Annotated in this window: 9 protein-coding genes and 1 pseudogene; 6 read left to right on the forward strand and 4 right to left on the reverse strand. The window is 71.7% G+C overall.

Features of this window, described 5'->3' with window-relative positions:
- Positions 1 to 321 precede the first annotated feature (321 nt).
- From ACIP64_RS36220 to ACIP64_RS36240, 5 genes are all read left to right on the forward strand, one after another.
- Positions 322 to 1,659 carry an FAD-binding oxidoreductase gene (locus ACIP64_RS36220; RefSeq protein ID WP_401595608.1) on the forward strand — a complete coding sequence of 446 codons (1,338 nt, stop codon included), beginning with the start codon at positions 322 to 324 and terminating at the stop codon, positions 1,657 to 1,659.
- A 360-nt stretch (positions 1,660 to 2,019) separates the two neighbouring features.
- A complete protein-coding gene (locus ACIP64_RS36225; RefSeq protein ID WP_401595611.1) occupies positions 2,020 to 3,561 on the forward strand; it encodes an alkaline phosphatase D family protein in 1,542 nt (513 codons plus the stop codon).
- On the forward strand, positions 3,554 to 4,816 hold the full coding sequence (locus tag ACIP64_RS36230) for a hypothetical protein (RefSeq protein WP_401595613.1): 1,263 nt from the start codon (positions 3,554 to 3,556) through the stop codon (positions 4,814 to 4,816). The genes ACIP64_RS36225 and ACIP64_RS36230 overlap by 8 nt, the downstream gene beginning before the upstream one ends.
- Before the next feature lie 177 nt (positions 4,817 to 4,993).
- Positions 4,994 to 5,776 (forward strand): maleylpyruvate isomerase N-terminal domain-containing protein, encoded by a 783-nt coding sequence (locus ACIP64_RS36235; protein ID WP_401595687.1) that lies wholly within the window; start codon positions 4,994 to 4,996, stop codon positions 5,774 to 5,776.
- A 244-nt stretch (positions 5,777 to 6,020) separates the two neighbouring features.
- Complete coding sequence (locus ACIP64_RS36240) at positions 6,021 to 6,680, forward strand: hemerythrin domain-containing protein (protein ID WP_401595615.1); 660 nt, start codon at positions 6,021 to 6,023, stop codon at positions 6,678 to 6,680.
- A gap of 100 nt (positions 6,681 to 6,780) precedes the next feature.
- On the opposite strand, the pseudogene ACIP64_RS36245 reads toward ACIP64_RS36240, so the two are convergent.
- Positions 6,781 to 7,131, reverse strand: a pseudogene (locus ACIP64_RS36245) (transposase); the annotation flags it as partial.
- On the reverse strand, positions 7,119 to 7,358 hold the full coding sequence (locus ACIP64_RS36250) for a hypothetical protein (RefSeq protein ID WP_401595617.1): 240 nt from the start codon (positions 7,356 to 7,358) through the stop codon (positions 7,119 to 7,121). The gene ACIP64_RS36250 and the pseudogene ACIP64_RS36245, both read right to left, overlap by 13 nt.
- 487 nt (positions 7,359 to 7,845) lie before the next feature.
- Between ACIP64_RS36250 and ACIP64_RS36255 the strand changes: the two genes are divergently transcribed.
- Positions 7,846 to 8,628: an IclR family transcriptional regulator gene (locus ACIP64_RS36255; RefSeq protein ID WP_401595620.1), complete on the forward strand. Its 783-nt coding sequence runs from the start codon at positions 7,846 to 7,848 to the stop codon at positions 8,626 to 8,628.
- 135 nt (positions 8,629 to 8,763) lie between these two features.
- Here the strand turns inward: ACIP64_RS36255 and ACIP64_RS36260 are convergent, their stop codons facing one another.
- The gene (locus ACIP64_RS36260; RefSeq protein ID WP_401595622.1) at positions 8,764 to 9,843 is read right to left on the reverse strand and encodes a PP2C family protein-serine/threonine phosphatase; all 1,080 of its coding nucleotides are present in this window, start codon (positions 9,841 to 9,843) and stop codon (positions 8,764 to 8,766) included.
- A 181-nt stretch (positions 9,844 to 10,024) separates the two neighbouring features.
- Positions 10,025 to 12,796, reverse strand: a complete 2,772-nt coding sequence (locus ACIP64_RS36265; protein WP_401595624.1) for an AAA family ATPase — start codon at positions 12,794 to 12,796, stop codon at positions 10,025 to 10,027.
- Positions 12,797 to 12,862 lie beyond the last annotated feature (66 nt).

The following is a 12,862-nucleotide window of genomic DNA, read 5'->3' on the forward strand; positions in this document are numbered from 1 at the left end:
TGGTGGCCGGGCCAGGTCCAGGCACACACACCTGACGCGGAGCACTCCGCGACGTGGCGAAGGACCCGAAGCAAAAAGCCTACTTGGTTGCTTCAGCCCCACCCCCCAATGTCCGAATTAAGGTGCTTTTGGGCTGAATGGGCGTGGCAACTCAGGTCGGGCAGTGTGAAGGTTGGGAGCGAGTACGGGGCTTCCGGGTGTACCCGGGTGTCGCGGCTCCCGGGTATTCACACGAGTAGCGGGAAGTGTGCCATGGCTTTCGGCAATTCATCCATTTCACCGGTCCTGTCGGCGGATGCCGCGGCGGCCCTCGATGCAGCGGTGACAGGTTCGGTTCTGCTGCCGGGCGACGCCGGATACGACGACGAACGCGTGGTCTTCAACCTGAATCACGACCTGCTGCCCGCGGTGATCGTGGTGGCGGAGAACGCGGCCGATGTCCGGGCGGCCGTCACGTTCGCGGCGGGACAGCGCCGGCCGGTCGTGGTGAAGAGCACCGGCCACCAGATGGTCGGCCCGGCTCTCGGCGCCGTCGTGATCGCTACTCACCGGATGAACGACGTGAACGTCGACGCGGCCGGCCGCACGGCCCGAGTCGGCGCCGGAGCGGTGTGGTCCGAGGTCGTCAAGAGGGCTGCCGAGGCCGGGCTGGCTCCGCTGAACGGGTCCAACCCCACGGTGGGCGTTGCCGGTTACACCCTGGGCGGCGGACTCAGCCCGACCCTCGGCCGTTCCCAGGGCTACGCCGCCGACCACGTCCGCTCGCTCGACGTGGTGACCGCCGACGGCGCACTACGGCATGCCGACGCGCGCTCCGAGCCCGAACTGTTCTGGGCACTGCGCGGCGGCAAGGGCAACTTCGGGGTCGTCACCGCGCTGGAATTCGACCTGTTCCCGGTGTCCCGGCTCTACGGCGGCGCCCTCTACTTCCCCGGTGAGCGGATGGCCGACGTGCTGCGCGCCTGGACTGCCTGGCACCCGGGCACGCCCGAGACCATGGTCTCCTCGTTCGCCGTCCTGCGGCTCGCAGGGCAGACCGAACTGCCCGTGCCCCTGCACCGGCAGTTCCTGGTGTCCGTTCGGATCGCCTACAACGGCACCGTCTCGGACGGCGAGTGGATGGTGGCGCCGCTGCGGGCGGCGGCCCCGGCCGTCATGGACACCGTTGCGGACATGCCCTACACGAAGGTGGCGACGATCCACAATGAGCCGGCCGAACCAGTGCCCTACTACGAACGGAGCATCATGCTGCGGGAGTTCCCCTCACTGGCGCAGCACCGGCTCGTCGACCTCGCCGGCCCGGGCTCCGGGAGCACCCTGACGATGGTCGAACTGCGCGCTCTGGGCGGCGCATGGGACCGGGAACCGGCCGTGCCCAACGCCGTCGCGACCAGGGGACTGCCGTACGTCCTGCTGGGCGTCGCGGGCGGTCCGGTCTCGCGGGAGCAGCAGCTCAAGGACTCCGTCGCCGTGCTGCTCGACGGCATGGAGCCCTGGCGGGGCGACCGGCGGTTGGTGAACAACCTGGCGCCGGACGAGGCTGCCGACGCCCCCGCGGTCTATGGGCCGGAGCGTTACGAGCGGCTGGCGGCGGTCAAGAGGACCTACGATCCAGCGAACATGTTCCGGCTCAACCACAACGTGGCGCCGGCTGCCTGACCGGACACTCCGCGTGGCGTACACGGCGGGCCGGGAGACGTGTTCCGGACGGCATCGCGGAACCTGACGTCCCCCGCGGCGAGCGACACAACGGCCGGTCACGACGTGCACCCACTGGTCGAGGCATGCCAAAAAATGAAGGACGGGTTGCGTGCCGGGGCGCTCATTGGACGGGTGGTTAACGGACGCCGGGAATGTGAACAGCGCGGCTGGACCACAACGGCTGATCAGCGGCCGAGCCCCCGTTCCGGCGCCCGCGACATGCCCATAAAAGCGCACCAACTCGCTGCCTGGGTATGTCACTTGACCGCCCCCGTCGCAGGGCGGGAAGTTCACCCGGGTCCACGAGCATCGGCGCCCATGAGCAACCTCAGTCGCCGCATCTTCATCCTAGGCGGGCTCACCACAGCGAGCGTCGCGGCGCTCCAACTCGGGGCGACGGCCCAGCCGTCGGCCGCCGCCTCCACTCCCTTCCCCTTCACGCTCGGTGTCGCCTCCGGCGAACCGGACGACAGCAGCGTGGTTCTCTGGACGCGTCTGGCTCCCGCACCGACCAACGCGGACGGTCAGGGCGGCATGCCCAACGCCGACGTCGCCGTCGACTGGCAGGTGTCGACCAACCAGAACTTCACCACCCTCGTCAGCTCCGGTACGTTCACCGCGCGCTACACCCAGGCCCACGCGGTGCACGTGCTGGCCGGCGGACTCGCTCCGGACTCCGAGTACTACTACCGGTTCCGGGCGCAGGGATTCATCTCCCCGGTGGGCCGGACCCGCACCGCGCCGGCGGTGAACACGGTCGGGCGCGACTTCACGATGGCCTTCGCCTCGTGCGCCCACTACGAGCAGGGCTACTACACCGCCTACCGCCGGATGGCCGACGACCGCCCCGACCTGATCCTGCACCTGGGCGACTACATCTACGAGGGCGGCGCCACCGCCGGCGCCGTGCGCCAGCACCTCGGCAGCGAGATCGTGTCGCTGGCCGACTACCGCCGCCGCTACGCGCTCTACCGCAGCGACCCCGACCTGCAGGCCGCGCACGCGATCGCGCCGTGGCTGGTCGTGCCGGACGACCACGAGGTGGAGAACAACTACGCCAACATGGTCCGCGCCGACAGCAGCCCCGCGCTGACGGCGGCCCAGTGGACCGCGCGCCGCACCGCCGCGTACCAGGCCTACTTCGAGAACATGCCGCTGCGGGCCGCCGCGACGCCCTCCGGCAACAGCATCCAGCTCTACCGCCGGGTCCGCTGGGGCACCCTCGCCACGTTCCACATGCTCGACACCCGCCAGTTCCGCGACGACCAGGCCTGCGGCGACGGCACGAAGGTCTGTGCCGACGCCGATCTGCCGTCCCGTTCGATCACCGGCGCGGCTCAGGAGGCGTGGCTGCTCGACGGACTCGGCCAGCGCCTGGGCACCTGGGACCTCATCGGCCAGCAGGTCTTCTTCGCCCGCAACGTGAACTCGGCCGGCGCGATGAACATGGACGCCTGGGACGGGTACCGGGGCAGCCGGGCGCGGATCCAGCAGGGCATCATCGACCGCGGCGTACGCAACCCGGTCGTCCTCACCGGTGACGTGCACGCGTCGTGGGGCAACAACCTCAAGGCCGACTACGCCAATCCGTCGTCAGCGACGATCGGCTCCGAGCTGGTCTGCACCTCCATCACCAGCACCGGCAACGGAAGCGCCACGACGACGATCCCCAACGGATCGCTCAACCCGCACCTGCGCTTCTACTCCGAGCGGCGCGGCTACGTCCGCACCCACATCACGCCGTCGCAGCTGACAGCCGACTTCCGGTCGGTGGCGACGGTGACCGAACACGGCGCGGCGGCAACCACCGCGCGGACCTTTGTCATTCACGACGGACAGCCGGGGTTGGCCGATGCGTAAGCTCTCCGTACTCGGCGCGGCCGTCGCCGGCTTCGCCGCGGTCCTCGCCATGGTCTCCCCGGCCTCGGCGGCCGGGCCCTCGTCCTGGGCGACCGCGAACAGCGACTCCGCCGGTGACCAGGACACCTCCTCGATCGCGGCCAACCGCCTCGGCGACACCGCGGTGGTCTGGGAGGACGACCGCGACTCGACCAACCCGGGCGACAACGCGCACAGCGACGTGTGGGTGCGGATGTACCGCAACGGCGTCTCGGCCTACGAGAAGAAGCTCTCGGCCGGCGGGACCGCGGGGGTGGCCTGGCGCCATCTCGAGCCGGACGTGGGCATCGACGACCGGGGCAACACCGTCGTCGTATGGGCGGAGGACCCGGACGGCAACGGGTTCTACAACATCACCTACCGGGTGCTCTCCCCGGCCGGTACGCTCCTCGGCTCCGGCCAGGCCAACGCGAGCGCCGACGGCCAGCAGATCCATCCGCGCGTCGCGGTCGACCCGGACGGCGCGCCCAACAGCACCACGGCGGTCGCGTTCTCCGTGGTGTGGGAGGACATCCAGGGCACCGCGGCGGCGACGGTGAAGGCCGCCGGGTTCACCGGGACCACGACGAAGGCCTACGAGGTGACGGTCAACGCGGCCGGCGGCGCGCACCACAACCCCGACATCGCGACCTCCGCCTCGGGCGACGCCGTCGTCGTCTGGGACGAGGACACCGACAACAACGGCTTCTACCAGATCGGCCTGGTGAAGCTGGCCAAGGCGAACGGGGCGGTCACGCTCAGCCGCCGCAGTGCCAACAGCCTCGGCGACGGGCAGCAGCAGCGCCCGGCCGTGGCCGCGAACTTCAACGGCGACTTCGCCGTGGCGTGGGAGTCCGATCACACCGGGACCCGTGGTGTCTGGGCCCGGTCGTTCACGGCGACCGGCACCGCCGGCTCGGCCGAGGTCGAGGTCTCCACCGGAACCGGAGCGGGCAACCCCACCGTCGGCATCGACGACCAGCGCGACGCCGTGGTCGGTTGGAGCGTCGCCGGCACCGATCCGGCGGTCTGGGCCCGGGGCCTCAACCCCGACGGCACCTTCGCCGGCCGGTTGCCGGCCCAGTCCGTCAGCCAGGTCACGACCGGCCGGCAGGAGCAGCTCTCGCTGACCTCTTCCCCGTTCGGCACCCTCTCCATGGCGTACACCGACGACAACGACGGCAACACCTTCGACCAGGTCCTGCTGAGTCTGGGGGCGACCAACTCGGACTGGTGACGTCCGCCGGGCCACGCCGACTGGGCAGATCCGGCAGCCGGTTCCGGAACCGCGCAAGAACGCGGCACTCGGAACCGCTGCCGGATCCTCTCCGGGCGCCGGGCCGCACGCCCGTGACGGGGCGGCAAAAACCGCTGTCCCGTCGCCGGAGCACCGTGGTAGACAACCGGCGTGAACATGACTTTGGACTTCCCCGATCTGCTGCGGCTGATCGACGAGCGGGCCGCCGCCTTCCGCGCCGCCGTCGCCTCCGCGCCCAGCCTCGACGTGCAGGTGCCGACCTGCCCCGAGTGGACACTGTTCGATCTGGTGCAGCACATCGGTGAGGGACGCCACGCCTGGGCGGCCACCGTCGCCGCCGGACCCGGCGCCCCGGGGAAGGCCGTACCGGTCGACGTCCCTGACGTGCCCCGGGAGCGCGAGGCGCAGCAGGACTGGCTGGCGGGCGCGACGCGGGAGTTGCTGGACGCCCTGCGCGAGGCCGGCCCGGACCGCGGTTGCTGGACGTGGTGGGGGGATTCCCAGTCGCCGCAGACCTGCGGTGCCGTCGCCCGGCACCAGCTCCAGCAGCTCGCGGTGCACACCTACGACGCGCAGCTCACGGTGGGCGGCGCCGAGCCGCTGCCGGAGGAGGTGGCACTCGACGGGGTCGACGAGTTCCTGTCCACCTGCTGCGCCACGACGAGCGCCTGGCCGCACGAGCCCGCCATCGTCGACTACCACGCCACCGAGGGCCGCTCCTGGCGGCTGTGGCTCTCCGCCGACGGCGCGCGGACCGCCCGTATCCCCACACCCGGCGCCACGTCCGCGACCCCGGACGAGACGGTCGACGCCTCCGCCCGGGGCACGGCCCACGAGCTGGTCATGGTCCTGTACGGCCGCATTCCGGCGGACTCCCTCAAGCTCGAGGGCGACCCGCGCCTCTTCGACCTGCTCCAGGAATGGGACCCAGGCGCCTGAGGAACCGGCGGCGGCGTCAAACGACCCGCGCTGCCCCCGCACATCAGGGCTGTTCGACCCATGCGGTGGTCCGGCACCGCTGGCACAGTGGCCTGGGCAGAAGAGCCCGGCATCGCGCCGCGACGCCGTGGGCCGACGCGGCCACGTCGCGCGCAGTCCCCCGTACCGGCTGCGCGGCGGCGTCCGCGACGCTGCCGGGCAGCACGACACGGAAGAGACAATGGCTCCACTCGTCAATGAACCCATGGCCGACACCCGTGGGATGAGCGCCGTGCACACCGCGCTGCACCGCGAATTCAGGCTGCTTCCCGACCTCGTCCGGTCCGTCGTCCCCGGCGACACCCGTCGCGCCGAGACCGTCGGTGCCCACGCGGCGCTGCTGTGCCGGATCCTGCGCACCCAGCACGAGGGCGAGGAGCTGCTGCTGTGGCCCAGGCTCCTCGAACGCGCCGGTGTGGAGGCGGAGATCATCGTCTCGACCGTGCGGCAGCAGCGCCGGGCCGTCGCGGGTCTGCACGCGGAGGCGACCGGGCTGCTCGCGGGCTGGCGCAGCGACGGTCGGAACTCTGCGGGCCTCGCGGGGGCGTTCGAGCGGCTGGCGACCCTGCTCCTCAGGCACATGGCCCTGGTGGAGAAGGAGGTGCTGCCGCTGTCGGAGCGGCACATCACCGCGGCCGAATGGCACGAGCTCGGCGTGCACGGGATGGCCGGCATCGCGAAGAGGGATCTGCCGCTGGTCTTCGGGATGGCGTTGTACGAGGGGGATCCGGAGGTCGTCCAAGCCGTCCTGGCGAACGCCCCGTTGCGCGTCCGGCTCGCCGTCACCGTGCTGGGGCGGCGTCGTTACGCGTCCCACGCCCGGCAGGTCCACGGAACGGTCACGCCCTTTCGCGTCGGTTCCTGAAGCACCTGCCGTCGGCCGCCGCGCCGCCGCAGTGAACAGCGAACCCGTCGGGCGTGGGTGGCGGTGGCTGGGCGGCGGGGACGACGGCCCGCGGGCGCCCGCCCTCCGCCGCACGGACGCTGACGGATTCGATCGCGAAACACGGCCAGTCGAGTCCGCTGCGGGCGCTGAGTTCGTCGAGGAGGACCTCGCGGAGCCGTGCCCAGACCCCCTCCCGGCTCCACTGGGCGAAACGCCGGTACACCGTGGGCCAGGCGGGCCCGAACACCGGCGGCAGTTGCCGCCACGCACACCCGGACGTGGCCACGAAGATGATGGCGGCCAGGGCCTCGCGGTCACCCGCCCGCCTCCGGCCCCCGCCCTGCGCGCGCTCCACCTCGGTCGGCGGCACGACCAGCCGGAACAGAACCCACAGTTCCTCCGGGGCCAGCCGCGTCGTCAGGTCTGCCATGGCCGGCTCAACGCCCTCACGTCACGGGCCCAGGCCCAGAGGCGGGTGAGCACCACCGCCACCGCTCCCACGGTGGCCGGCGGCGCGATGCCGTGGGCGATGCCAGGGACCAGGCACAGCGCGCACGCCACGCAGACGGTCACGGCTCCCATGACGGCCAGGTGGCGGCCCGCCCGCCCGTCGTCCCATGCCGCGTCCATCTCTGTCGTCTCCTCCGCGTCCGGCATCGGCGTCGTTCCTTCCCGATCGTTCCCGGGCATGTGCGTCTCCACCGTAGGCAGCGGCCCCGCCGGATTCCTTGCCCGAGAGCGCACCGCACCTTGCCTCTGGCTGCGCCCGGAAGAATCGGGAACCGAGCGGGAGACACCGAACGAGCACGGTACGAATCAGCCGCGGAGAGAGGCCAAAGAAAACACGCCCATAAAGCTTTTCGCAGGGTAGACAAGGAAAGCCGACGGGCACCATAAACGCATGGACCGCCGCCGGTCTTCCCGACCCCCGCAATGCGGCGGAACGCGGTACATCGGCCAAAAGGATCAACAAGGCCGGGAAAAGCGCTGTTCAGCAGTGCCCGGCATCAGCGGAGACACCGAGCGGCGATTCACTCGGTCCATGTCATCATCTGCAGTCATCACGCGACTACTTGAATGATACACCAGCCTATCACCGTGGCCGCTTCAATCCCAGCGGGATTTGCGCGCGGAGGATACGAACATGACAATCCATCACTCAGCTGAACCACACCCCGCCCCGCAGATCCTCCAGGAGGCCTTCAGAATTCTGGACTGCTTCTCCGTCGACACACCGTGCCTGCACCCCTCGGAAATCGTCCGCATGACGGGCATGCCGTCATCGACGCTGACCGGGATCCTGCACGCACTGGTCGAGGAGAACGCGCTCCAGCGCGAGGGGGCCTTCTTCTGTGTCGGTCTGCGGGTGATCCGGTGGTCGGCGTCCGCGGACGTGGCCTCGGACCTCATCACAGCGGCCAGGCCCGCGGTCGCGGCACTCCGCGACAAGACCGGTGAGTGCTGCGGCCTCCACATCCGCCGGCACGGCAACCAGGTCACCGTGGTGTGGGCGAACTCCACGCACCCGCTCACCCCTCACGGCTACGTCGGCCAGGTCAGGCCCCTGTGCGGCAGTGCGGCGGGCAAGGTCTTCATGGCCTACGAACCCCATGCCCTCCGGCTCGTCCTGGACGCGGGACTGACCGCCTACACGCGCAGAACGGTCGTCCAGCCCGAGGCCCTGCACCGGCAACTGGACGAGATCAGGCTGCGGGGCTGGACCTTCGTCTGCGAGGAGCACGAAATGGGCCTGAACGCCCTCGCCGCCCCCGTCTACGCCACCGACGGCACCGTGACGGCCGCCGTCACCCTCGGGGGGCCGACGCAACGGCTGACCTCGGACCGGGTGGAGGGACTCGCCCGGCAGGTGACGGACTGCGCCCTGGACATATCGCGCTTCCTGGCGACGAGCCGGTGGTCCGGGTGAGTCCGTCCGCCGGACCCGGCCGGCGGCACCGCCCGTCCCGGGCACGACGAAGCCGGCGTCCCGCGGGGAAGTTCCCCGCGGGACGCCGGCCCGCTCCCCCGCCCGGCCACCACCGCAGGCGGTGGCGGGCCGGTCCTACCCCAACCGCCCCCTCTCCTCGGGGCGGGAGTCGCCGGCCGCCCCGGTGAGCGCTGCGGCATCCGGCTTCTCGACCCGCGTCAGCGCGACCATCGCCAGATCGTCATCGGGAAGCGCCCCGGTGTGCGCGACGAGGTCCTGGAGGATCTCCGACAGCGCGTCGGGCAGGCAGACGCGACGGGCCGCGCTCTGCCGGGTCCACTCCCAGGCCGTCGCGCGCTCCAGCAGCGGGTAGCAGCGCCCGGCGGCGTCACGGGCCTCGATCAGCCCGTCGGTGTAGAGCAACAGCGCGTCCCCGGCAGCCAGTTCGAAGCGCTCCTCGATGGCACCCACGTCCTGGAGGCCGTGCAGGCCCAGCGGGGGCGACGAGCAGCCCGAGACCAGGGCCACGGAACCGCAGTGGGCCCGGACCGGCGGGGGATGGCCCCGGTTGACCATGCGCACCTGCCGCTCGCCGTCCGGGACTTCCAGGAGCAGAGCGGTCACGAAGCGTTCGTCCCGGGCCCGGGTGCCGTCGGTGCTGTCGTCGGTCTCTGCCAGGTGGCGCAGGAAACTCTGCTCCAGGCGCCCCGACAGCTCGGTCAAGGTGGTGGTGCAGGGGGCCCATTCACGGAAGGCCCCGAGCACGGCCGCGACGTCCTCGAACGTGGGCAGGCCCTTGCCGCACACGTCACCGATGATCAGGCGTGTCGCGCCGCCCGTCCGGGCCACGGCGTACAGGTCACCGCCCACCTCGCTCCGGCCACCGCACGCGCGGTAGACGGAGGCGATGCCCAGGGCGCCGATACGCCTCGGCAGCGGCCGCAACAACACGCGCTGGACGGTGTCGGACACCGCGCGCGCCTGCGTGGCCGTGGAACGGTACCGGTTCTTCAGTCGGGCCAGGATCGCCGCAACCACCCCGGTGGTGATCACCGGGGCCAGGCCGCACGCGTAGCTCGGATGGTGCAGCGGCAAGGTCGCGCAGAGCGCGCTCACCCCGCAGACGGCCAGGGCCCCCAGGATCCCTGCCACAGCCAGATGGTGTCCCGGCTGCTTTTCGCCCCGCTCCTCCTCGAACCTGTCCATATGCGTCATCTGCGTCACTCCTCCACGGTCGTCCCGGCTCCACTGAGGGTGGGCCACTGTCGACCGTAGGTTCGTGACCGGTCCTGCTCCTTGCTCCGTGACGCACGGTGCCTTGCCCATCCCTGCAGCCCCCCGGGACGCCGAGGCGCCGCCGGCACGTGCCCGTCCGGCGGCGCTCGACGCGCGCGGTTCAGCGCTCGCCGAGATTCATCAGGGCATCGCGCAGTGCCGCGCGGGAGGCGATCCCGAGTTTGGGGAAGATACGGCCCAGATGGCCCCCCACGGTGCGCGGGGAGAGGTAGAGCCGCTCGGCGATCTGCTTGTTGGTCAGACCGGTGGCCGCGAGATGGGCGATCTCCAGCTCCTGCGGGGTGAGCATGACGGGCTCCGGTCCCTCGGCGCGCCTGGTCATCCCCCCGCTCGCCTGCAGCGTGCGTGCCGCCCGGTCCGCCCAGGGCCGGGCACCGAGTTCCTCGAAGGCCGCCAGGGCCGCGCGCAGCGAGGCCCTGGCCTCGGTGGTCGATCGCGCCTTGCGAAGGCGTTCGCCGTAGGCCAGGGTCACGCGTGCCCAGTCGAAGGGCCATTGCTGGACACCGGGGTGGGACAGGGCCTGCTCGAACAACTCGATCGCGGCCTCGTCCGCTTCGGCCGCCATGGCGGCCGCGGCGTCGACGAGCATGGCCCTGCGCGGGGAGAGCCGGGCGATCCCGGCGCTGCGGACCGCCCGGACATGGGCGGCCGCCTCCTCCCGCCGGCCGGTGCGGACCGCGGCCTCCACCAGGTCCACCACCACGAGCAGTGCCACGGGGGTGTACGGGGCCAGCTCGCCGGCCGGGCTGACGGCCGCCGCGTGCCCGTAGACGCGCTCGAAGTCGCCCTCCGCCTGCCGGATCAGCACCTGGACGTGCTCGGCCAGGGTCACCAGATGGAGCGCGCCGCGCGATGTCCCCCACAGGGCCATCGCCTCGGCCGCCTCCCCGGCGGTCGCGGCGTCGCCGCGCGCCGCCGCGACCACGGCCCGGTAGTACACGAAGTACCAGGAGAGGGCTTCGAAGGACAGCTCCTTGCACAGCCGCACCCCCTGGTCGGCCAGCGCCGTCGCCTCGTCCCACCTGCCGGTCAGGAACGCGTCCGTGCACAGCAGCGGCAGCACGAAGATCTGCTTGCGCCCCTGGGGCGAGATGCGCGACACGGAGTCGCGCACATCGGCGAAGCGGTCGGCGGTGAGGCTGACGACACCGATCCGCGTGATCCGCGCCGGACTGGTCTCCTGGGGCAACCCGGCGATGAGTTCCTCCAGGTCGGGTTGCGCGGGCAGGGCGGTGCGCGCGGGGTCGCCCTGCGTCGCGACGTAGACGGCCAGCAGCCGGGGGACGTCGGCCCCGAGTCGGTCGAGGATCTTCTCCAGGGGGACCCACAGCTCCCGGCGGCCGCCGAGGCAGCACAGCAGGACCAGGAGGTGGAGCGCCTCGTCCAGCGCGAGATCGCAGGCGTCGTAGGAGCGGTCGAGGCTCTCGATCGCCTTGAGCAGCGTCTGGTGGGCCGTGTCGATGTCCCCCTCGCCGTCGAGCAGCCGGTGGACCGAGACGGCGGCCGAGTAGAGCAGCGCGCGTTCGTCGGTGCCGACGCGCCGGGCGTCGTCGATCAGCCGGGAGGCCGTGATCAACTCACCGGAGGCGTCCGCCCGTACGTAGGCGGCCGCGGAGAGCCGGCGCGCGCGGTCGGCGGCGCCGGGGGACAGGTGCGCGGCCTTGGTGAGGGCGCGGATCGCCGCCGTGGCGTCGCCCCGCCGCACGAGGCGGTGGGCGCTGCCCTCCAGCAGGGCGGCGACGCACTCGTCGAGTTCCGTGCACGCCTCCCCCAGGTGGTACGCGCGCCGGTCGGGCCATTCGTTCAGCACCTCGGCGAGTTCGCGGTGCACGGCGCGGCGCTCAGTGGGGGTGGATCCCTCCAGCACCGCGGTACGGATCATCGGGTGCAGGAACCTGAGGCGATGGCCGAACTGGTCGATGTGCACGAGTCCGTGGCACTCGGCGGCCTCGAGGTCCGTGGGACCGGACGCGGAGCAGAGCCTTTGCACGGCCGCCTGGAGCACCGCGACGTCCCCCGTCTCCTCCAGCGCGGAGACCAGAAGCAGTCTGCGGGTGGCCGCCGGCAGCGCCGCGACCCGCGAACCGAAGGCCTCCCGGAGGCGGCGGCTGAGCGGCAGCGGGTCGGGCAGGCGCTCCAGCCCGGCGCGCTGCGGTCCGCTGAGCGCGGCCGGGAGTTCCACCAGGGCCAGCGGGTTTCCCTGCGCGGCGGCGATGACGCAGTCCAGCGCGCATCCGGCCAGGTCCGGATGGCGGAGACCGGCCAGCAGCCGTGACGACTCCCCGTCCAGCGGCGGGATCTCGTACTCGGCGCGTCCACCGCTCTCGAGATGGCCGCGCTTCCCCGGGTGGGTCGCGGCGAGGAACGTGATGCGGCTGCCGGAGAGCCTGCGTGCCACGAACTGCAGCACGGCCGTGCTGGCCGGGTCCACCCACTGGAGGTCGTCGACGATCAGCAGGATGGGTGTCTCGGCGGCCGCGCCGCGCAGCAGCACGAGGGCGGCGTTGGAGACCAGGAACCGGTCCGGCGGCGTTCCGCTGCCGAAGCCCAGCGCCACGCGCAGCGCGTCCCGGTGCGCGCCTTCCAAGGTCCCGGAACTCTCCTCCCAGACGGGGAAGAGCAGCTGGTTGAGGCCCGAGTACGCGACCTCGCTCTCGACGGCCGTGCCCCCCGCGCGCAGCACCCTGGCACCCGCGGTGAGGGCCCGCTGGCCGAGCAGGTTGAGCAGCGTCGTCTTGCCCACTCCGGGCTCTCCCGACAGCAGCACCGCACCGCCGGAGTCGACCGAGCCGAGCAGAGCCTCGACCCGCTCCACATCCTCATCACGACCCACCAGTGCCGGAAGGCTGTTTGCGTCGGCCGTGTACACCATGGACTGCATCGGATGGTTCGTGCTCCCTGGTTCAGGCGGGCGCTCTCGATCCGGGACGCCTGGCGT

The organism is Streptomyces sp. NPDC088733 (genome assembly GCF_044751185.1).
GTDB lineage: Bacteria > Actinomycetota > Actinomycetes > Streptomycetales > Streptomycetaceae > Actinacidiphila.